The organism is Lachnoclostridium sp. An181 (assembly GCF_002160325.1).
Taxonomy (GTDB): Bacteria; Bacillota; Clostridia; order Lachnospirales; family Lachnospiraceae; genus An181.
The window spans coordinates 39,605-61,624 of the sequence record NZ_NFKJ01000001.1 but is presented as its reverse complement, the minus strand read 5'-3'; the positions used below and the strand labels follow the sequence as shown (position 1 = coordinate 61,624).

The 22,020-nt window shown below is 44.3% G+C and carries 19 protein-coding genes; 18 read left to right on the top strand and 1 reads right to left on the bottom strand.

The window, feature by feature from the left end; genetic code table 11:
- Positions 1-42: 42 nt before the first annotated feature.
- The 5 genes from B5F18_RS00260 to B5F18_RS00245 all read left to right on the top strand — a co-directional run bounded on the left by B5F18_RS00260 (position 43) and on the right by B5F18_RS00245 (position 5,512).
- Positions 43-1,551 (top strand): 4Fe-4S dicluster domain-containing protein, encoded by a 1,509-nt coding sequence (locus B5F18_RS00260; RefSeq protein WP_087155663.1) that lies wholly within the window; start codon positions 43-45, stop codon positions 1,549-1,551.
- 61 nt (positions 1,552-1,612) lie between these two features.
- On the top strand, positions 1,613-1,756 hold the full coding sequence (locus tag B5F18_RS12540) for a hypothetical protein (protein ID WP_204217039.1): 144 nt from the start codon (positions 1,613-1,615) through the stop codon (positions 1,754-1,756).
- Positions 1,757-1,914: 158 nt separating this feature from the next.
- Positions 1,915-4,557, top strand: coding sequence for an alanine--tRNA ligase (gene alaS, locus B5F18_RS00255; protein ID WP_087155662.1), 2,643 nt, complete (start codon positions 1,915-1,917; stop codon positions 4,555-4,557).
- Positions 4,558-4,651: 94 nt separating this feature from the next.
- The gene (gene rpsU, locus B5F18_RS00250; RefSeq protein WP_087155661.1) at positions 4,652-4,828 is read left to right on the top strand and encodes a 30S ribosomal protein S21; all 177 of its coding nucleotides are present in this window, start codon (positions 4,652-4,654) and stop codon (positions 4,826-4,828) included.
- Positions 4,829-4,927: 99 nt separating this feature from the next.
- Positions 4,928-5,512 (top strand): putative ABC transporter permease, encoded by a 585-nt coding sequence (locus tag B5F18_RS00245; RefSeq protein WP_087155660.1) that lies wholly within the window; start codon positions 4,928-4,930, stop codon positions 5,510-5,512.
- Positions 5,513-5,572: 60 nt separating this feature from the next.
- Here the strand turns inward: B5F18_RS00245 and B5F18_RS00240 are convergent, their stop codons facing one another.
- On the bottom strand, positions 5,573-6,145 hold the full coding sequence (locus tag B5F18_RS00240; protein ID WP_087155659.1) for a xanthine phosphoribosyltransferase: 573 nt from the start codon (positions 6,143-6,145) through the stop codon (positions 5,573-5,575).
- A gap of 201 nt (positions 6,146-6,346) precedes the next feature.
- Between B5F18_RS00240 and B5F18_RS00235 the strand changes: the two genes are divergently transcribed.
- The 13 genes from B5F18_RS00235 (at position 6,347) to B5F18_RS00175 (ending at position 22,011) form a co-directional block, all read left to right on the top strand.
- Positions 6,347-7,117 carry an FAD binding domain-containing protein gene (locus B5F18_RS00235; protein WP_087155658.1) on the top strand — a complete coding sequence of 257 codons (771 nt, stop codon included), beginning with the start codon at positions 6,347-6,349 and terminating at the stop codon, positions 7,115-7,117.
- 4 nt (positions 7,118-7,121) lie between these two features.
- Positions 7,122-7,583, top strand: coding sequence for a (2Fe-2S)-binding protein (locus B5F18_RS00230; RefSeq protein WP_087155657.1), 462 nt, complete (start codon positions 7,122-7,124; stop codon positions 7,581-7,583).
- A complete protein-coding gene (locus B5F18_RS00225; protein WP_087155656.1) occupies positions 7,584-9,860 on the top strand; it encodes a xanthine dehydrogenase family protein molybdopterin-binding subunit in 2,277 nt (758 codons plus the stop codon). It begins immediately after the preceding gene.
- Complete coding sequence (gene yqeB / locus B5F18_RS12855; RefSeq protein WP_087155655.1) at positions 9,861-11,219, top strand: selenium-dependent molybdenum cofactor biosynthesis protein YqeB; 1,359 nt, start codon at positions 9,861-9,863, stop codon at positions 11,217-11,219.
- A complete protein-coding gene (yqeC, locus tag B5F18_RS00215; protein WP_162607519.1) occupies positions 11,207-11,947 on the top strand; it encodes a selenium cofactor biosynthesis protein YqeC in 741 nt (246 codons plus the stop codon). The genes yqeB and yqeC overlap by 13 nt, the downstream gene beginning before the upstream one ends.
- Positions 11,944-12,987 (top strand): XdhC family protein, encoded by a 1,044-nt coding sequence (locus tag B5F18_RS00210; RefSeq protein ID WP_087155653.1) that lies wholly within the window; start codon positions 11,944-11,946, stop codon positions 12,985-12,987. Before yqeC ends, B5F18_RS00210 begins: the two co-directional genes overlap by 4 nt.
- Before the next feature lie 79 nt (positions 12,988-13,066).
- The gene (locus B5F18_RS00205; RefSeq protein ID WP_087155652.1) at positions 13,067-14,290 is read left to right on the top strand and encodes a D-alanyl-D-alanine carboxypeptidase family protein; all 1,224 of its coding nucleotides are present in this window, start codon (positions 13,067-13,069) and stop codon (positions 14,288-14,290) included.
- A 61-nt stretch (positions 14,291-14,351) separates the two neighbouring features.
- Entirely contained in the window at positions 14,352-15,155 is an 804-nt protein-coding gene (locus tag B5F18_RS00200; RefSeq protein ID WP_087155651.1) for an HAD-IIA family hydrolase, read from the top strand.
- Positions 15,152-15,805, top strand: coding sequence for a deoxyribose-phosphate aldolase (deoC, locus tag B5F18_RS00195; RefSeq protein WP_087155650.1), 654 nt, complete (start codon positions 15,152-15,154; stop codon positions 15,803-15,805). The genes B5F18_RS00200 and deoC overlap by 4 nt, the downstream gene beginning before the upstream one ends.
- Positions 15,805-16,677: a metallophosphoesterase gene (locus B5F18_RS00190; protein WP_087155649.1), complete on the top strand. Its 873-nt coding sequence runs from the start codon at positions 15,805-15,807 to the stop codon at positions 16,675-16,677. The genes deoC and B5F18_RS00190 overlap by 1 nt, the downstream gene beginning before the upstream one ends.
- An 83-nt stretch (positions 16,678-16,760) precedes the next feature.
- The gene (locus B5F18_RS00185) at positions 16,761-17,507 is read left to right on the top strand and encodes a segregation and condensation protein A (RefSeq protein WP_087155648.1); all 747 of its coding nucleotides are present in this window, start codon (positions 16,761-16,763) and stop codon (positions 17,505-17,507) included.
- Positions 17,508-17,514: 7 nt separating this feature from the next.
- On the top strand, positions 17,515-18,084 hold the full coding sequence (scpB, locus tag B5F18_RS00180) for an SMC-Scp complex subunit ScpB (RefSeq protein ID WP_087155647.1): 570 nt from the start codon (positions 17,515-17,517) through the stop codon (positions 18,082-18,084).
- 375 nt (positions 18,085-18,459) lie between these two features.
- A complete protein-coding gene (locus B5F18_RS00175; protein ID WP_087155646.1) occupies positions 18,460-22,011 on the top strand; it encodes a SpaA isopeptide-forming pilin-related protein in 3,552 nt (1,183 codons plus the stop codon).
- Positions 22,012-22,020 lie beyond the last annotated feature (9 nt).

Sequence of the window (22,020 nt, the reverse complement as noted above, 5' to 3'; positions counted from 1 at the left end):
GTTAATAAGTAGAGAGTGAAACAGTTCAAGGAGGAATCGATTATGAGAGGTTTAAATACACCGGTCAGACAGATGCGGAGAAAGGTATTCGAAGAAGTGGCAAAGGTTGCGTATACTTCCACATCTGAAAGTCTTAACAGCGATATTGAAGCTATTCCGTACCGTCTGGTGAACGAGGATATGGAGAATTACAGACAGAGTGTTTACCGGAAACGCGCTGTTGTAAGTGAAAGGGTAAGGCTTGCCATGGGTATGGCGCTTCGTCCGGAGGACGAACCGGTCCATCTGACCGCAGGAATTGAAGAGAGCAATATTTCAGAAAAATATTATGAACCGCCCCTTATGCAGGTGATTCCGTCTGCGTGCGCAGCCTGCGAGGAGAATAAATATGAAGTGAGCAATCAGTGCAAAGGTTGCGAGGCACATCCTTGTCGTGAAGTCTGTCCTGTTGGCGCCATTTCCATGGTGGACGGGCACTCGTTTATTGACCAGACAAAATGTATCAAATGTGGGAAGTGTAAAGCTCACTGTCCTTACGATGCCATTGCAAAGAAGGTACGTCCATGCCAGAGAGCCTGCGGAGTCAATGCCATCACATCCGATAAATTTGGGCGTGCAAAGATTGACAATGATAAATGTGTCTCCTGCGGTATGTGTATGGTAAGCTGTCCATTTGGCGCAATTTCCGACAAGTCCCAAATTTTCCAGCTTGTGCGTGCACTGAAAGAAGGCGGAGAGATCATCGCGGAAGTGGCGCCTGCATTTGTAGGCCAGTTTGGTCCAAACATTACGCCGAGAAATCTGAAGGCAGCATTGATGGAACTAGGGTTTAAGGAAATCTACGAGGTAGCCCTTGGCGCTGATATCGGAGCAGTGGCTGAGGCGCACCATTATGTAAATAAGGTGGTGACAGGGGAATTGCCGTTCCTTCTAACCTCCTGTTGTCCGTCCTGGGCAATGCTGACAAAAAAGTATTTTCCGGATTTGGTGGATCAGGTATCTCAGGAACTGACTCCGATGGTCGCCACTGCAAGAACCATCAAAAAAGAACATCCAAATGCAAAGGTTGTCTTTATTGGACCTTGTCCGGCTAAAAAGCTGGAGGCATCCAGGAGAACTGTGCGCAGTGATGTGGATTTTGTCATCACCTTTGAAGAGCTGCAGGGAATTTTTGACGCAAAAAATATTGATCTGACAAAATATGATACTGAGTCTTCCTTCCACAATGCAACAGGAGCAGGAAGAGGGTACGCAGCGTCCGGCGGTGTGGCCGCGGCTATTGAGAAATGTATCAATGAATACTATCCTGACGTGGATGTGCAGATTGAGCATGCGGAAGGACTTGCAGAGTGCAAAAAAACACTGCTCCTTGCAAAGGCAGGCCGTATGAATGGATGTCTGATCGAAGGAATGGGATGCCCTGGCGGATGTATTGCCGGAGCCGGAACAAATATTGAGATTCCGAAGGCGAAAAAAGAACTCAATACATACGTCACAAAATCTTCTAAACAGATACCGCCTAAAGAATTGGAAGAGATTGTATTGAAATAAATGGAAAGGCCCATACTTGTATGGTAAGATAGATAACAACAAACTGTTTCGGAGGTGCGGTATGGGATTTTTGGCAGGCTTGATAGAGACTTTGATTAAAATGGTGTTTATTGCAGTAGTGGCATATGGAGGCATCCGCTTTGGGAGATACCTCCGTATGAAAAAGGATGCAAAGGATACCGGAACCCCAAAAGAGGAAAAATAAGGCAGATGCCGTGGACTTACAGCGTCCGCGGCATTTTTGTGCTGTGAGGAAAAGAGGGGACATTCATTGACAAAAGAAAGGTTCCTCTTTATAATTATGCATATTGGGTTTTTTAAAGACTGAAGATTAGGAGAATGGAACAATAGAGGAGGAACAATATGAAAGCATATGGAGTAAATGAACTTCGGAAAATGTTTCTGGAGTTCTTTGAGAGTAAAGACCATTTGGCTATGAAAAGCTTTTCTCTGGTGCCGCACAACGACAAAAGTCTTCTGTTGATCAACTCAGGTATGGCACCTTTGAAACCATATTTTACAGGGCAGGAGATTCCGCCGAAAAAACGTGTGACAACCTGTCAGAAATGTATCCGTACAGGGGATATCGAAAACGTAGGAAAGACTGCAAGACACGGTACTTTTTTTGAAATGCTCGGGAATTTTTCTTTTGGGGATTATTTTAAAAAAGAGGCGATTCACTGGTCCTGGGAATTTTTGACAGAAGTTGTAGGGCTGGATGCAGACAGATTGTATCCATCCGTATATGTGGACGATGACGAGGCTTTTGAAATCTGGAACAAAGAGATGGGCATTCCAAAAGAACGAATTTTCCGTTTTGGAAAAGAGGACAATTTCTGGGAGCACGGCGCAGGACCTTGCGGACCATGTTCAGAAATCTACTATGACCGCGGAGAAAAATATGGATGCGGAAAACCTGGATGTACCGTTGGATGTGACTGTGACCGTTACATGGAGATCTGGAATAATGTATTTACCCAGTTTGACAATGACGGGGAAGGACATTACAGTGAGCTGGAGCAGAAAAACATTGATACTGGAATGGGCTTGGAAAGACTTGCATCCGTTGTTCAGGATGTGGACTCCATTTTTGATGTGGACACGATCAAAGCGCTGAGAGACCATGTATGTGAAATCGCCGGAAAAGAGTACGGAAAAGAATACGATACAGACGTGTCCATCCGTGTCATCACAGATCATATCCGCTCCGTAACATTTATGATTTCCGATGGAATCATGCCATCCAATGAAGGAAGAGGATATGTTCTTCGAAGACTTTTAAGGCGTGCATGCCGTCATGGAAGGCTGCTGGGCATTGAAGGAGAGTTCCTGCCAAAATTAAGTGAGACTGTCATCGCAGGTTCCAAAGACGGGTATCCGGAATTGGAGGAAAAGAAAGATTTCATTCTCAACGTAATCGCAAAAGAGGAAGAACAGTTCAACAAAACCATTGACCAGGGGCTTGGCATCTTAAAAGAGATGGAAAAAGAAATGCTGAAAAAAGGCGAGAAGACTCTGTCCGGTGAAAACGCATTCAAACTTTACGACACATACGGTTTCCCACTTGATCTTACAAAGGAAATTATGGAAGAAAAGGGACTTCGCATTGACGAGGAAGGATTCCGCCAGGCCATGGAGGTTCAGAGGAAGAAGGCAAGAGATGCCCGTGAAGTTACCAATTACATGGGGGCGGATGTAACGGTGTATGAATCCATTGATCCTTCCGTCACCTCCAGGTTTGTGGGATATGACAATCTCTCCTGGAAGTCCAAGGTGACTGTTCTTGCAACGGAGAGCGAGCTTGTGGATGCGCTCTCTGACGGGCAGACAGGCACTGTTTTTGTGGAAGAGACACCGTTCTACGCCACAAGCGGAGGACAGGAGGCAGACCATGGGATGATACGTGGAAAAGACGGTGTATTCCAGGTGGAAGACACCATTAAACTGCGCGGTGGAAAAATCGGACACATCGGGAAAGTGGTATCCGGTATGATAAAAAGCAGCGATGAAGTAACTTTGGAAGTTGATAAAGAGAGAAGAGCGCTTGGCGCAAGAAACCATAGTGCGACCCATCTCCTTCAGAAAGCATTGCGCACTGTGCTTGGAACTCATGTCGAGCAGGCAGGTTCCCTGAACAATGCGGACAGACTCCGCTTTGACTTTACCCATTTCTCTGCCATGACGCCACAAGAGATTAAAGAGACGGAGAGATTGGTGAACGATGCGATTGCAGCTTCTTATCCAGTCGTGATAAAGGACATGCCGATCGAAGAGGCAAAAAAGACCGGAGCGCAGGCATTGTTTGGAGAAAAATATGGGGATATCGTGCGCGTTGTCAATATGGGTGATTATTCCATTGAGTTCTGCGGAGGAACCCATGTGGCAAACACAAGTGAGATCGGTACATTCAAAATCATCTCCGAGACAGGTGTGGCAGCCGGAGTGCGCAGAATTGAGGCGCTCACATCCCAAGGATTGATGAATTATTTTGATACATTAGAAGAAAAATTTTTAGAAGCCGCAAAACTTTTGAAAGCGACCCCAGACAACCTGGCAGAAAAAATCGCGCATCTTATGGCAGACAACAAAGCGTTGCACAGCGAAGTGGAAAGCTTAAAGAGCAAACTTGCAAAAGATGCTATGGGAGATGTCATGGACCAGGTGAAAGAAGTTAAAGGCATGAAGTTTTTGGCAGTCAAAGTTGCAGGCGTGGATATGAACGGACTTCGTGATCTTGGGGATCAGCTCAAAGAAAAGCTGGGAGAAGGTGTTATAGTCATTGCATCCGAAAATGATGGCAAAGTCAACCTGATGGCCACAGCAACGGATGGAGCGGTAAAAGCAGGTGCACATGCAGGAAATCTGATCAAAGCAATCGCATCCTTTGTAGGAGGCGGCGGAGGAGGACGCCCGAACATGGCACAGGCAGGAGGGAAAAACCCTGCCGGAATCGACGAAGCTCTGGCAAAAGCAGAGGAAAATTTGGAAAAACTATTGACGAAATAAAAAAATCTGGTATAATATCAGATAGTGCAATAAAAATACCCGAACAGTCGTATGATGCACAATATAGGACTGGAGGGAGGTTAGGTGTGAGACTATGTCAAATGTAATCGTAAAAGATAATGAGACGTTGGATAGCGCTTTAAGAAGATTCAAAAGAAGTTGCGCTAAAGCTGGAATCCAGCAGGAGATTCGTAAAAGAGAACATTACGAAAAACCAAGCGTAAGACGTAAAAAGAAATCCGAAGCAGCAAGAAAACGTAAATATAATTAATATGTGCAGGAAAAAGTGGAGTGTTGACAAAACACTCCATTTTTACTATCAGGAACATTTGTGTTGCGGGCTTGCCCGCTTTGTTTGAGAGGTTAATTTATGTTGTGGAATCAGAATATATTTGGAGTTGACGCGTACCACGTAGTACTCTGGTTTTTGGCGTACAGTATATTGGGATGGTGCGTGGAGTCATTGTACATGTCGTACTGTAACAAAAAATGGACGAACCGCGGCTTTGCAAAGAGCCCGATCTGTCCGATATACGGGGTGGGTGCGCTCACCGTATTTTTTGTCCTGGAACCCGTAAGCCAACATCCGGTCAAGCTTTTTATTCTCGGCTCATTTTTGGCTACAGCGATTGAGTTTGTGACCGCAGTCATCATGAAAAAACTTTTCGGTGAAATCTGGTGGGATTACCGGGAAAAGCCGTTTAATTACAAAGGGATTTTATGCCTGGAAAGCTCCATTGCATGGGGGTTTTACAGTTTATTCTTGTTTGCTTTTCTTCACAAGGCCGTGGCCGGAATTGTCAATATGATACCTCAAAAATTCGGAAGAAGTATCGGAACCTTGATTGTTATTGTGTACCTTATTGATTTTGTCAGAACCTTGCACAGGGAAAAGAGAGAAGAAAAATCAGAATTTGAAGAACTGAAACAAGAGCTTTGCACAGCAGAAGAGTAGATTTACATAAAGTAAAAAAGGACATCTGCCATATCAGAATGGCGATGTCCTCTTTTGTCTTTATTCCTGAAAAGCCAGGCTGTCGTCTGTCATGGAATCAATGATGGCGAGGGATTCCAGACGGACCCCTTGTCCGCGGATTTTCTTTCCACCTTCCTGAAATCCTTTCTCAATCACAACACCTGCCCCCTCAATGCCTGCTCCTGCCTCTCGGACAAGCTCTAAAAGTCCAAGCATTGCGCATCCGTTCGCAAGAAAATCATCAATAATAAGTACATGGTCATCGGAATTCAAAAATTTCTTGGAAAGGATCACATCGTAAACTCGTTTGTGGGTGAACGATTCCACTTTGGAGTGGTAAACTTCTCCGTCGATATTGATACTCTGTGCCTTTTTGGCGAATACTACCGGTACATGGAAATACTGTGCGGCAATACAGGCGATACCGATACCGGATGCCTCGATGGTAAGAATTTTCGTGATTTTATCACTTGGAAAACGGCGGCGGAACTCCTTGCCGATTTCATTAATCAAATCAATGTCCATCTGATGGTTCAAAAAGCTGTCAACTTTCAGTACATTGCCAGGTTTCACAACACCATCTTTTAAAATCCTTTCTTTTAAAAGCTGCATAGTTTCGTTATTCCTTCCTCGTGGTTTAGATTGTTTTGTTATACATCATACTCTATTGGAATTTGTTTTTCAATGAAAAATTGTAGTTTCTGTCGAAAAACAGAGAAAGTGAAAGTTTTGACATTGAGGAGTCGGGCTACTTATGTTAAGATGAATAAAGTATGAAGATAACGTCCAAATAGGACGGGAAGGAGAATTCTTTTGATTACGATCAACAATTATGTAAAAGTATCAAGCCTCCAGGAGGCCTATGAATTGAATCAAAAGCGGACCAACCGTGTGCTTGGCGGGATGATGTGGCTAAGACTTGGAGCAGGGAGAGTACAGACAGCCATTGACCTGTCTGGTCTTGGCCTGGACTATATTGAGGAGGATGAAGAAGAATTTCGCATTGGAGCCATGTGTACATTAAGAGAGTTGGAGCTGCACGAAGGGCTGGCACGCTATTTCGACGGTGCGGTAAAGGAGAGTGTGCGCCACATCGTGGGAGTACAGTTCCGCAACGGCGCGACTGTGGGCGGCAGTATTTTTGGAAGGTTTGGTTTCTCAGATGTACTCACTTGTTTTCTGGCTATGGATGCTTATGTGGAATTATTCAGGGGAGGAATCATACCTCTTAAAGAATTTATACAGATGAAACGGGACAATGATATTCTTGTAAGTATCCATGTCAAAAAGGATCAAAGGAAGGTCGTGTATATGTCGGAACGTGCCGCAGCCACAGATTTCCCGCTTGTGGCATGTGCAGTTGCCATAAAGGGAGAAAAGATCTTCTGTTCTGTTGGCGCAAGGCCAATGAAAGCAATTCTTTTGGAGGATGTCTGTCCGAAAAAAGAAGAGGCAGGGGACTTTGCCAGGAAATCAGCCAAGGCTGTCCCATTTGGCAGCAATATGCGTGCAGGGGAAGCGTATCGAAGACAGATTGCCGGCGTGCTGATTCGTCGAGGAATTGAGAAGATAATGGAAGGATAGGAAGATGGAAGTAAAGTTTAATTTGAATGGAAAGCCGGTTGCGGCCGAAATAAAAGCGGACACCCTGCTGTACGACCTTTTAAGAGAGGAAGGATGCTACAGTGTAAAATGTGGCTGTGAGACAACGAACTGTGGTCTTTGTACAGTGATGCTGGACGGAAAACCAAGTCTTTCCTGTTCCATTCTCGCCGCAAGGGTAGAGGGGCGGGAAGTTTTCACGCTGGAAGGTCTGCAAAAAGAAGCGGAAGAGTTCGGTGAATTTCTTGCAGCGGAAGGCGCAGAGCAGTGCGGATTCTGTTCTCCGGGGTTCATCATGAACGTGCTGGCTATGGCCAGGGAACTTGACGAGCCGGATATGGAAGAAATCAAAGAATATTTATCCGGCAACCTCTGCCGGTGCTCCGGGTATATGGGACAGATGAGGGCCGTGGAAAAATACATCAAAACAAAGAGGGAGGACAGATAAATGCAGGTGGTAAATCAGGCAATACCAAAAGTGGATGCAAAAGCTTTGGTGACCGGAAAGCCGGTGTATACGGATGATCTGGCGCCAAAGGACTGTCTGGAAGTGAAAATTCTTAGAAGTCCCCATGCACATGCACTCATCAAATCCATTGACAAGACAAGGGCATTGAAAGTACCGGGAATTGAATGCATTCTGACCTATGAAGACTGTCCGGACGAGCGTTTTACGATGGCAGGACAGACGTATCCGGAGCCAAGTCCTTATGACCGGTTGATCTTGGACAAGCGTGTGCGGTTTGTCGGAGACGCTGTTGCCATTGTGGCAGGAAAAGACAAAGCGTGTGTGACGCAGGCCATGAAAATGATCAAAGTGGAATACGAAATTTTGGAGCCGGTCCTAGACTTTCGAAAGGCCAAGGACAATGATATTCTTGTCCATCCGGAAGAAAATTGGAAAAGCTTATGCCCGGTTGGGGCTGACAATAAAAGAAATCTTTGCGCCTGCGGAAAGGATGAAAAGGGCGATATCGATGAAGTGCTGAAAAATTGTGACTATGTGGTGGAGCAGACATACCACACAAAAGCGTGTCAGCAGGCCATGATGGAGACTTTCCGCACCTATACGTATATGGATGTGTACGGAAGACTTAATGTGGTATCATCCACCCAGGTTACGTTCCATGTAAGAAGAATTCTCGCAAACGCACTTTGCATTCCAAAATCCAAGGTGCGCGTGGTAAAACCCCGTATCGGCGGAGGATTTGGGGCAAAACAGACGTCTGTCTCTGAAGTTTACCCTGCACTTGTGACATGGAAGACAGGTAAACCTGCCAAAATTATTTTTACAAGGGAAGAATCACAAATCGCCTCCTCGCCAAGACATGAGATGGAGATCAAGGTGCGTGTAGGAGCTGATAAAAGCGGAAAGATCAGAGGAATTGATGTGTATACACTCTCCAACACTGGTGCGTTCGGCGAGCACGGACCAACAACCGTGGGATTGTCCGGACATAAATCCATTCCGCTCTACGGCGGTCTGGATGCGTTCCGTTTCTCATATGATGTGGTCTACACAAATGTGATGTCTGCAGGCGCCTACCGCGGATATGGAGCCACACAGGGAATCTTTGCAGTGGAATCAGCAGTCAATGAGCTGGCGGAAAAGATAGGTGTGGACCCGGTTGTGCTGCGCGAGAAAAACATGGTGAAAGAAGGAGAAGTCATGCCTGCATATTATGGCGAGACGGCAAACAGTTGTGCGCTGGACCGCTGTATGGCAAAGGCAAAAGAGATGATGCACTGGGATGAAAAGTATCCGTGTAAGGATATGGGAAACGGAAAAGTCCGCGGTGTTGGTGTTGCCATGGCGATGCAGGGTTCCGGGATTTCCGCAGTGGATACCGGATCTGTTGCCATGAAAGTCAACGATGATGGATTCTACAGCCTTATGATCGGCGCTTCAGATATGGGAACCGGATGCGACACGATACTGGCACAGATGGCGGCAGAGTGTATGAACTGTTCTGTGGATGATATTGTTGTATCTGGTGTTGACACGGATATTTCCCCGTATGATACAGGCTCCTATGCGTCCAGCACAACCTACGTGACCGGAATGGCGGTTATCAAGACTTGTGAATCTCTGAAGAAAAAAATCATCTTTAAGGCCGCAAAGTATCTGGACTGCACGGAAGAAGAGCTGGAGTTTGACGGCAAAAAAGTGTACAGTTTAAAAGATCAAAGAGAGATTACGCTGAGGGATATCGGAAATCGCGTAATGTGCAATAATGAGGATTCATTAAGTGCCTCTGAGGCACACAGTTCGCCGGTTTCCCCGCCTCCGTTCATGGTTGGCATGGCGGAAGTGGAAGTCGACACGGAGACCGGGAAGGCCACCCTTATCGACTATGTGGCAGTTGTGGACTGCGGCACACCGATCAACCCGAATCTGGCAAGAGTGCAGGTGGAGGGCGGGATTGCCCAGGGCATTGGAATGGCTCTCTACGAGGATGTCGTATACAGTTCAAGCGGAAAGAACTACAGCAATTCCTTTATGCAGTATAAAATTCCTACAAGGCTGGATGTTGGAAAGATCAGGGTGGAATTTGAGAGCAGCTACGAGCCGACAGGGCCGTTTGGCGCAAAATCCATTGGCGAGATTGTCATCAACACGCCATCACCGGCCATTGCAAGCGCGATCAGCCATGCAGTGGGAGCAAAAATTCGGGAGCTGCCGATCACACCGGAAAAAATTTATTATGGGATGAAAAAACAGTAAATGAAATTATATATCATACTGCTGGCTGCTGGAAACAGCAGCCGGTTTGGTTCTAATAAACTTTTTTTCCCTTATGGCGGGAAAAAAATGTATGCGTATACTCTGGAGAGAATGGAGAAAATAAAAAGGAAATATGGTGCAGAGACGATTTTGGTAAGCCAGTATCCGAAACTGAGAGCAGCCTTTGGGGATGAGTGGACATTTATCGAAAATAAGGAGCCAATGCTTGGTATTTCCCATTCAGTTCGCCTGGCTTTAGAGAGTGTGAAGGCGAAAAAGAAAGAAAACTTTTTTCTCTTCTCTGTGTGCGATCAGCCGTTTTTAAAGGCAGAGACACTGGAAAAATTTTTGGAACATTTTTTTGTATCCGGCAAGGGCATTGGATGCATTTGCCATGGTGGGGTTCCCGGAAATCCCGTGGTATTTCGCGATGATTACCGGGAAGAACTTTTGAATCTTACTAAAGATCAAGGAGGAAAAGCAGTGGTGAAAAGACATATGGAAGATGTGTTCCTCTATGAAACGGATGAAAAAGAACTGCGTGATATGGACGAAAGCCCTCTTGTAGTCGTGCGCGGCGGCGGAGATCTGGCAAGCGGCACCATTCATCTTCTTTTCAGGAAAGGGTACCGGGTTCTTGTGTTGGAGACAAAAGATCCGGCATGCATCCGAAGACAAGTATCTTTTTGTGAGGCTGTGTATGAAGGTGTTCAATGCGTAGAAGGCGTGACATCTGTTCTTTGCAGCACAGAAGAGGATATCAGGAAAGGATGGATCGAAAAGAAGGTTCCGGTTGTCATTGACCCTTGGGGAGAACAGATTCCAAAATGGGAACCTGAGGTTATCGTAGACGCAATTCTTGCCAAGCGAAACCTTGGGACAAGAAAAGGAATGGCCCCGCTGACCATTGGTCTTGGACCCGGGTTTACGGCAGGACAGGATGTGGATGCAGTCATTGAGACTATGCGCGGCGAGACTCTTGGAAAGATTTTTTATAAGGGCAGTGCACTTCCAAACACCGGGATTCCGGGAGATATCATGGGTTATTCTAAGGAACGGGTCATCCACGCTCCGGCAGAAGGCAATATCCGGTATGTGAGACACATCGGTGACAAAGTGAAAAAAGGTGACACACTCGCCTTTCTTGGAGAGACAGAAGTTACCGCTACCATGGACGGTCTTCTGCGAGGTGCCATAAAAGAAGGGTATCCTGTGAGAAAAGGACTGAAAATTATGGATATTGAACCACGGATAGAGGAAAAGGAACGGCTGTTCCGGATTTCAGACAAAGCCACTATATTGGCGGAAAGTGTTCTGCAAGTGATACAGACATGGGAGAGAGAGCAATGCATATCATAAAGGCAGGCACCGGGGAGAGGTTTTCAGACCTTTTGGAGGCATTTTCTCTTTCCGGCAGAGAGCGCGCATGTATCTCCTTTGTGGGAGCTGGAGGAAAGACAACCATTCTCTACCGTCTGGCACAAGAATTTGCAGAAGAAGGGAAACGGGTTATTGTCACTACGACTACGCACATGGAAAAGCCGCAAACTGCGTTTTTTCCATGGAAGGAACACCACGCATCTCTGCAGCAGCTGAAGAAACATGTAAAGGAAAGCTCCTTTCTCACAGTAGGTGTCCCATGCATCCACCACGGTATGGAAAAGATCAAAGGGGCTGAACAATGGGTGTGTCAGGAGTTTTTGACAATGGCGGATGTTCTTCTTATCGAGGCAGACGGGTCCAGGAGAATGCCGGTCAAGATACCCTCATCTCATGAACCTTTGGTGCCTGAGTGGACGGATGTCACGATTGCTGTGCTTGGGTATCCGGCCATCGGAAAACCAATAGAATGCTGTGCCTATCAACCGGAAGAGCTGGCGGATTTTCTTGGAAAGGATAAAGAACACAGACTGAATCTGAAAGATGTCTCAGCTATCTGGGAAAAGGACGGCGGAGCAAGGAAAGGAATGAAAGGGAAAAAACTGTTTGTGCTGAACCAATGTCCCAAAGAAGAGGTGACTACTCTTTTGGCGCACTTTAAGGACAAACGAGAAATCTATCTATGTGAAAAGGAAGAAAGACCATGATAAACCAAACATTCTATCAAACCATTGCAGAAGAGATCAAGGAGCGGAAAGTGTTTCAGGCAACTGTACTTGACGGCGAAAAAAAGGGAGCAAAACTGCTTGCATCCGGGGACGAGATTTTATGGACCAACATGCAGAAAGAATGGCTGTTTCCATATTTTGAAGAGCTGAAAGTTTTAAAAGGAAACGGTGTCAGAGAAGTTCAGGGGCAGTTATTTTACCATGAATGGATAGGCAGCAGAAAAAGATTGATCGTCTGCGGTGCAGGCCATGTAGGGATCGCCCTTATGAAACTGGCAAAATTTCTTGGATTTTATGTCATTGTACTGGAGGACAGGGAGGAATTTGCCGCGCTTGCAAAGGAGGCAAAAGCAGATGAAATCCTCTGCGCAGATATGGGGGAATCCTTGCGAAATCTTCCGGAAATGCAAGGTTCCTATTATGTGGTTGTGACAAGGGGCCACGCCTACGACAGGATGTGTATCGAAGAGATCTTAAAGAAAAGCTATGCTTATGTGGGCATGATGGGCAGTAAGGGCCGGGTGAAAAGGCTTTTAGAGGAAATAAAGAAAGATATGGTTCATGGAGCCCAACCCCTTCCTCTTGAAGATGTACACACCCCTGTTGGTCTTGATATTGGCGCACAGACCCCGGAAGAGATCGCTGTGTCCATTATGGCTCAGGTGATCCGGGAAAAAAACCAGCACCAGGGACTTGTGGAGTTTGCCGCCGAAGTACTGGAGCCTGTGGCAGGACATGCAAGCCCTCTAAATGGGGTGATGGCGACCATCATTGAGAGGAAAGGATCCGCGCCCAGAGAGGTTGGAACAAAAATTGTTGTACTGGATGGCTGGAAAGTGTACGGAACCATTGGCGGCGGAATTTTAGAAGCACAGGTGCTGGATGCCATTGGAAGTATGATGAAGGAAAACAAAACTTTTCGTATCATGGAAGTAGATTTAAGCGCCAAAGAGGCTGAGAAGGAGGGCTCTATCTGCGGCGGGAAGGTAAAGGTGATGCTGGAGAGGATTTACGAATAGAAGAAAGAATATATTCCTGTGATTGTTTGCCCAAGTTGTGCATACCCATATAATAACAGAAAAATCAAAGGAGCCGTACATGAAGAAAATTCTGGCAGTTTTTCTGGCGTTTCTTCTGATTTCGCAAAGCATTCCATTGACGGCAGAATCCGCATATATTTTGCAAGAAGAAATGGATGATCAGGCTACAAAAGAAAATGCAGGGCAAAATACGACGGAGGGAGTGGAAATATCTGCTCCCTCCGGTGTTTTGATGGAGGCATCCACGGGGCAGGTTCTCTACGAAAAGGATGCCAACACAAAGATGCCGCCGGCCAGTGTGACGAAAGTCATGACAATGTTGCTCATTTTTGATGCACTGGAGGAGGGCAAGATCAAACTGGAGGATAAGGTTACTGTATCTGATTATGCGGCCGGTATGGGCGGTTCCCAGGTATTCTTAGAGCCCGGCGAGACACAAAGTGTGGACACCATGCTCAAATGCATTGCAGTGGCCAGTGCCAATGATGCCTGTGTGGCCATGGCAGAACATATTTCCGGCTCAGAGGAAGCTTTTGTAAAACAGATGAATGAGCGGGCAAAAGGACTTGGCATGAAAAATACGAATTTCGTCAACTGTAATGGATTGGATGCGGACGGACACGAGACAACCGCCCTTGACATTGCACTGATGTCCAGAGAGCTGATCACCAAATATCCACAGGTGCACGAGTACTGCACCATTTGGATGGATACTATCACCCACACGACCAAAAAAGGGACTTCCGAGTTTGGCCTGACAAATACAAATAAATTTATACGCCAGTACCAATACGCGACAGGTTTGAAAACCGGATCCACGAGCAAGGCTAAGTTTTGTCTGTCTGCAACTGCAAAAAAAGACGATCTGGAACTGGTAGGTGTTGTCATGGCAGCGGAAAATGCAAAGGAACGCGTCAAAGACGCCATTGCACTGATGAACTATGGATTTTCCAAATGTAATAAGTTTGAGGACAATGAAAATCTGCCTCAGTCCGTAAAAGTTCCTGTGACAGGAGGTATTAAAGATGAAGTCACAGGCGTGAGTGAAGGTGGATTCCAGTATGTGGATACAAGCGGAGCAGATCTGTCAAAGATTGAAAAAAAGATTGATCTCAAAAAAGAGGTAAAAGCTCCTGTGACAAAGGGAGAAGAGCTTGGAAAGATCATCTACTCGCTGGATGGTAAAACAATCGGAGAGGTACAGATACAGGCAGCGGAAACTGTAGAGGAAGCCTCGTTCCCGGATATGCTGAAAAAGGCGGCAGAAGAGTTTTTGTTGTAAAGCAGAACAAAAAATTATATAATGGACTGAAAAAGAGAAAATAAAGGCGAGGAGATACCACATGTTAAAAGAAAAGCGCATCTTTTTGTTTGACATTGACGGAACACTTTCCATTGACACGACTGTGCTTGAAGGTACCATGGAACTTTTGCATTACATAGAGGAGATAGGAGGCCATGCTTTCTACATCACGAACAACGCGTCAAAGAGCAGAAACGATTACGTGCAAAAATTTAAGCACATGGGCATTGCTGCAACTAAGGAGCAGTTTGTGACAGCAGGGTACGCGAGCTGTCTTTATATGAAACGACATTACTCCGGGAAAAAGATATTTGTCGTGGGGACAACATCATTTGTGGAGGAATTAAAAGATTACGGTCTGGATGTGACGGAGACTTATGATAAGGAGGCAGCTGCCGTCCTGATCGGTTTTGACCAGGAACTGACGTACAAAAAAGTAAAAGATGCCTGTCATCTGCTTTTCGATAAAAAAGTGGATTACATTGGAACCAATGCAGACCTGCGTTGTCCTACAAATTTTGGATTTATGCCGGATTGCGCAGGTATCTGCCAGATGTTGAATGTGACAACAAACCGGGAACCTTTTTATATCGGAAAACCAAATCCGGATATGGTAACCCTTTGTCTTCAAATGGTAAACGGAACGAAGGAGGAGGCTTTGGTAGTTGGCGACCGCCTGTACACCGACATTGCCTGCGGGATCCATGCAGGTGTGGACACAGCGGTCGTCTTTACCGGGGAGGCGAAAAGAGAAGATTTGAAGAATACAAAGTATCCGCCTTCTTATACTTTTGAGAATATCAAAGAACTTTACGAAACCATACAAAAGGAGCGAGTGCAATGAAGATAGAACAGATGATAGACCATACCCTGTTGAAACCGGATGTCACTGCCAGTCAGATAGAGCGGCTTTGCGAGGAGGCAAAAACTTATGGATTTGCCTCTGTGTGCGTGAATTCCAGTTTTGTATCTATGTGTGCAGAAGTTCTTTCGGGAAGTAATGTGGCTGTCTGTACAGTCATTGGATTCCCCCTTGGCGCGATGTCTACGTTTGGAAAACGCATGGAGACAAGAGGCGCTTTGCAGGATGGCGCGAAAGAAGTGGATATGGTAGTGCACATTGGAAAGGTAAAAAGTCATGACTGGGATTATGTGGAGGAGGATATCCGCTCTGTCGTGGAGGAAACAAAAGGACAGGCCCTTGTCAAGGTGATACTGGAAACCGGATATCTGACAGACGAAGAGAAGAGGCAAGTCTGCAGGATTGCCAAAAAAGCAGGAGCTGATTTTGTAAAGACATCCACAGGATTTGGCCCTGCAGGAGCAGTGAAGGAGGATATCCTTCTCATGCGGGAAACTGTAGGCAAAACAATGGGAGTCAAAGCCTCCGGCGGTGTGAAGACCCGGGAAAAGGCACTGGAGATGATAGAGGCCGGTGCCAACCGAATCGGGACAAGTAGCGGTATTGCTATTGTAAGAGGAGAGGACCGGTGATGGCTGGTGCAATTGTGGCCCTGCTGATTTTTCTTGTCCTTATTCTGCTGGAAATCAGAAAAGAAACGTCTACATTTAAGGTCACACATTATGACGTACAGCATCCAAAGCTGGACCAGTTGAACAAAAAAGAAACAATTGTCTTTTTAAGCGATCTGCACAATAAGTGTTACGGAAAAGACAATGATCTTTTGCTGGCAGCGATCAAAAAGGAAAAGCCGGATTTTATCCTTGTTTCCGGTGATATATTGATCGGACAGGAAGGGCAGCCTTTTGAAGTTGGGACAGCTTTCATGGAAAAGCTTCCGTCCATCTGCCCGGTATTCTACGCCAACGGAAACCATGAGCAGCGTATGAAAGAAAACATGGAAGAGTATGGGGATGTGTACCATATTTTCAAGGAGAGACTGCAAAAAGCAGGGGTGCGGATGCTGGAAAATGAAACCATCCGGTACAGTGACGGAAATTTTTGTGCGGACATATCCGGACTGGAGATTCCCCTTTCCTGCTACAAGCGGTTTCATCAGCCTTCACTTGGAAAGGAATATCTGGAAGAAAAACTGGGCCAGGCAGACAGCAAAGTATATCAGATCCTTATTGCCCACAATCCCATGTATTTTCAGTATTACAAAGCCTGGGGAGCTTGCCTTACTGTATCCGGGCATCTGCACGGTGGTGTGGTACGCATTCCTGGCATTGGAGGAATCATCACTCCGCAGATTCGTCTGATACCCAAATATTCCGGGGAACTTACAAAAGAGGGAGATACCAGTATTGTAGTGAGCAAAGGACTTGGCACTCACACCATAAACATTCGTCTTTTCAACCACGCGGAAGTGGTGGTCCTCCATCTTGGAGGGAAAACGAAATGATGGTACTTGAGAAAATGAAATGATTTCTATATAATTAGGAAGAGCCTGTTGAAAACAAGACCGAGATCAAGAAAGGAAAAAACATGGGAATTCCGGTAAAGCTGGAGGTGTTTGAAGGACCGCTGGACCTTTTGCTGCACCTGATCGACAAAAATAAAATTGATATCTACGATATTCCGATCGTGGAAATTACAAACCAATATATGGAATATATCCGTGCTATGCAAAGAGAAGATTTGAATGTGATGAGCGAATTTCTTTTGATGGCAGCAACCCTTTTGGACATCAAATGCCGCATGCTTCTTCCAAAAGAAGTCAATGAAGAAGGGGAAGAAGAAGATCCAAGACAGAAATTGGTGGAACAGCTTTTACAGTACAAAATGTACAAATACATGTCCTACGAACTGAAAGACAGACAGATGGACGGTGAACAGCAGCTCTACAGGCAGCCAAGCATCCCAGAGGAGGTGCTTGCCTACGAAGAACCTGTAGATATGGACAAACTGTTGGAAGGGCTTTCACTTTCCCGGTTAAATGCTATCTTTCAGGATGTCATCAAACGGCAGGAAGATAAAATTGACCCTGTCAGGAGCAAGTTTGGCAAGATAGAGAAAGAGGAAGTTTCCTTGAGCGAACGGCTGGACTATGTGGAAAATTATGCAAGAAATCATAGAAAATTCAGTTTCCGGACCCTTTTGGAAAAACAGGCAGGCAAAATGAAAATCGTTGTGACATTCCTTGCAATCCTGGAGCTTATGAAGATCGGAACCATCAGGATCCACCAGGAGCGGATATTTGACGATATTATCATTACATCAATGATAGGATGAGAAAAATATGAGTATTAAACAACTGGAAGGAGTTATCGAGGCAATTCTTTTTGCCGTGGGAGATTCCGTAGAATTAAAAAAAATTGCCGCGGCAGCGGACCAGGACGAAGACACGACAAGAAAAGTGATCCACCAGATGATGGATCGGTACAAAACAGAAGATCGGGGCATCCAGATCATTGAGCTGGATGGCTCCTATCAGCTCTGTACCAAAAAGGAGATGTACGAATATTTGATTAGAATTGCAAAACAGCCGAAAAAATATACACTCACAGATATTCAGCTGGAGACGCTCTCCATCGTGGCCTACAAGCAGCCGGTCACCAAGCTGGAGATCGAAAAGATCAGAGGTGTGAAGTCCGAACATGCCATCAATAAACTGATGGAGTACAATCTCATCTGCGAGATTGGAAGGCTGGATGCACCCGGGAAACCCCATCTTTTTGGCACAACAGAGGAATTTTTAAGGCGATTTGGCGTACAATCCATTGAGGAACTGCCAAGCCTTGATGCGGAACAATTGGAGGACATGAAGGCAGAAGCAGAAGATGAAGTACAGTTGAGACTTGATATATAGTAAAATTATAGTTGAAAAAGGCAATATGTTGTATGACGTATTGCTTTTTTGTTTGGAAAAAACAAGAAATTACAAGGAAATTTTTCCCAAAAAGTGTTGTAAGTTGTAAAACATGATGATAAAATAATACCAGCTAGGTGTTGGTTACAACTACAAACGGCAAAGCAAAACCTTTTCGTTGTAAATTGGCAAAATTTATTGGGGGAGGTATTTTTTATTTTAAAAGCTCTGCCAGTTGAAAAACCAAAACTAGCAGATTACTGTGTTGATCTCACGCTTTTATGGTAAATTGGCGATGACAAAAATATGCATAATTATGCAAGGAAACAAAAGGAAAGAAGTGAAGGAGCAGAATTTTGAAGAAAGGAGGATAACATGGAAAAGTTTAAAAATATGAAAAACAGTAAATGGTCCAGGGTAATTGCAGCTGCTCTTTGCATGGTTCTGGTGCTGGGAGTGATTTTTCAGGCGAATCTGTTCTCGGCAGCAGAAGAAAAAGAGAAGGCGGCGAGGAAAGAGACGATTGCGGAAGAAAGTATTGAACGAGTGGCGGATTCTCGTACAATGGATGACTGGCAAGAAAGTTTTGGAACAGAAGAAGATACATCGAATGCTGGACGGATCTGGACGGATAAGACAGTGGTAGATGGGGACATTACTCTTCAGACAGTGGATGGAGAGACCTCAGCAATGGTAAATAGAAAAGACGGGGAAGACTCGGATAATTTCATGGTTGCTCTGTCGGCGCTCAGTTCCAATAAGACTGTGACAGGGGAATCCGCAGCTCCGGTTGATGTAGTATTTGTTTTAGATATTTCTGCAAGTATGTATAATGTAAGTCCTGATGGGAAACAAAAAATTGCTATATTGATAGAGGCAGCAAATGAAACAATCGATAGAATACTGAAGTTAAATACAGCCAATAGAGTTAGTGTTATTTTATATTGCGGGGCTACAGGAACAAATGATAATTCACCAGAAACAACGGCTACATGTCCTTTACCACTAGATAGTTACAAGAGTATGAATGGTCAATATCTTTTATTACTTGATAATGGTAGAGGTATTGAAGTGGCAGATGGAGTGATAAACTCATCTGGTGAAGAAATGCCTCCTGAAGGTAGAAGAGTTACAGGCTATACTTACATCCAAAATGGATTGATGAAAGCGCTAAATCAGTTTACAGATGCAGCAGATGGAACGGATGAAAGGATTCCTGTTATCGCTTTGATGAGCGATGGGGCTCCAACAGCAGCCAATACAAAATATACGCAAGAAGGAGAGTCTAATGTAGGAGTAGGTGATATTACTGATATCAGAACTACGTTTCTGACTCAGCTAACTGCCTCTTGGATAAAAGAAAAGGTCAATCATCTATATCAAAAGACACCATTATTTTTCAGCGTGGGATTGGCAGTGGAAGATAATGACTATGCAAATATGGTGTTAAATCCCTCTGAAAGAACAGACAACGAATTAGATGCATGGTGGAATCAATTTTTTGAATCCAATGTGAGGGAAACCGGCGTTATTTATACTCCAAAGGATCAAAATCGAACGGAAATAGAAATCATCAAAGCAGACGATTTAATAACGGATCGATATTATGTTGATAGATTTTTCAATGCAAATAATGCAGAAGAATTAAATCAGGCTTTCGAAGATATTATAGAAGAAATTCGATTACAGTCCGGATATTATCCTACGGATGCTGACAGAGACAATGCCAATTATTCGGGATATCTGGTTTTTAAGGACGAGATTGGGCAATACATGCGCGTGGAATACATGAATGGGGTCATGTATAATGGAACATTGTATGATGGAAGTGAATTTGCATCTGAAGCCAACAATGGAAATATTGAGGAATTTCTCGATTCCTTAGTAGAGCGTTTGAATATTGATATGGACGAGGCCAGAGAACTCTTGGATAATGCGCTAGAACATGGCCAGATATCCTATAAGTCAGAAACAGAATTTAGTAATTACATTGGCTGGTATTCTGATGAAAACGGAAATTATTTGGGCTGGTATTCTGAATCAGGAACAGGAGACACCACAGTGCCGGAGGGAGCTGTGTATGCAAATAAATCTTATTTTTATTATGGAGAATCTTCCGGAACAGTGACAGGAGCGAATCTAATGTATCTTGGCGTGAGGGTCATGGAACGTCTTTCTAACGGAAGGCAAACAGTTCAATTATCCATACCAGCCTCTTTGGTTCCTATTGTACGCTATGATGTAATAACTCAAACAGATTCTGATCAACAGGAAACTGACACTACGACAAAGAATTTAGCTTATCCAATGCGTCTTTTTTATGAAGTGGGGTTAGAAGGAGGAATCAATGAGTATGATTTATCCGCTGTCAGCGATGATTATTCCTACAAAAAAGAAGATGAAACATCAAGGACATATTATTTCTATTCTAATGCGTGGAATACAACAAACAACACAAAAAATGCAGAGACAAAAGTAACGTTTTCACCATCTAAAGAAAATGAATTTTATTATTATACTTCTGATACGCCAATTTATGTAAAAAGTCAGGAGTCAGGAGATGGGTTTCAACTTTACGATGGAGAGTCACATCCAGAGGGAACCTTTTATTATAAGAAGACAGTTTATAATCTGGCAGGAGGAAAGGCTGATAAATACATTGAAATTACAAGTGCTGCGTTAGGAAAAGCGATAAGACAAGAGAATGGGGGTTGGTGTATTCCTAAAGAAACTTCGAAATATAATGAAGGAGATTATATCAAAAATAAGGAGGACGGAAATCCGACTCAGACAGCAGATTATTCACGCATGCCGCGTGTAAACTTGGAAACTGGTACGTCAGGAACAAGTACTAATATGGCAACCTCTATTTCTAAAAGTGTGAGAGATCTGGTTTCTATTGAAGTGTTATTGGGAAATAACGGTAGAATTGGTATAACTCAGGGGCGTTTGAGAGGCGCTAAAGTTGTATTAAGTGAGGATGTGCCTGAGGGAGATGAAAACCGAGCATTTGATTTTGTGATGACGTTAGATGAATCATCAAGTACAGGCAAAATAATAGGTGAGAAAGATGGACAAGAGGTTGAATTTCCAATAAACCAAGATGGAACAATTTCATTTCAATTGAAAGATAAGGAAAGTATCTTATTTTATCTTCCGATAGGTAGAACAGTGTCTATAGAGGAAATAAATGCCTCTGAATATTCAACCCAGATGACGGTTGCTCAAAATGGGACAGAAGAAACTCATGAAGACACAAAAAACAGTGGACCTGTGATTATTATGCGAAATTCGGTTTCTTCTGTTACGGCTGGAAATATCTGGGGAGAACCTGCGGAACTACTTAATCTTTCAAAAGGAACTTCCTCTCCTGATGGAAATGATGATACAACTCAGCCATTGAAGGGTGCAATATTTGATATTTATGAATTGATTTGCAAAAATCCAGCCCATACTGATGAAACACATATGAAAATTATTGATGACAACTACAAAGATGAGAATATAGAATCTCCATGTTGGAAGTTTATAAGCGAGACAACTTCTGGTCCATATGGTGGAATCAGTTTTATTGACCCCAATACAGGAACTACACTATTCTTTAAAAAAGGTACTTACCGATTGATAGAAGTGAAAGCACCTGAAGGTTATACAAAACCCATTGCACAATGGAATATTGAAGTTACTCCTGGAGGTGCGGCCCCATTTGTCTTTAAGGAAGTCCTTGGGAATAACGGAGAAAGGCCACCAGCAATCATCAATTCTGCTGAAAATGAATTTGTTCTAATGAATTATAAGCCATTGAATCCGCCAATCACGGGCGGACGTGGAATTACGGGCTTTATCGTTATAGGTCTGGGAATGATGATTAGTGCATCACTGTTTGGAGTCCATCTGATATTACAGAAAAAGCGTGGTAAACTGTAACAATGTAAT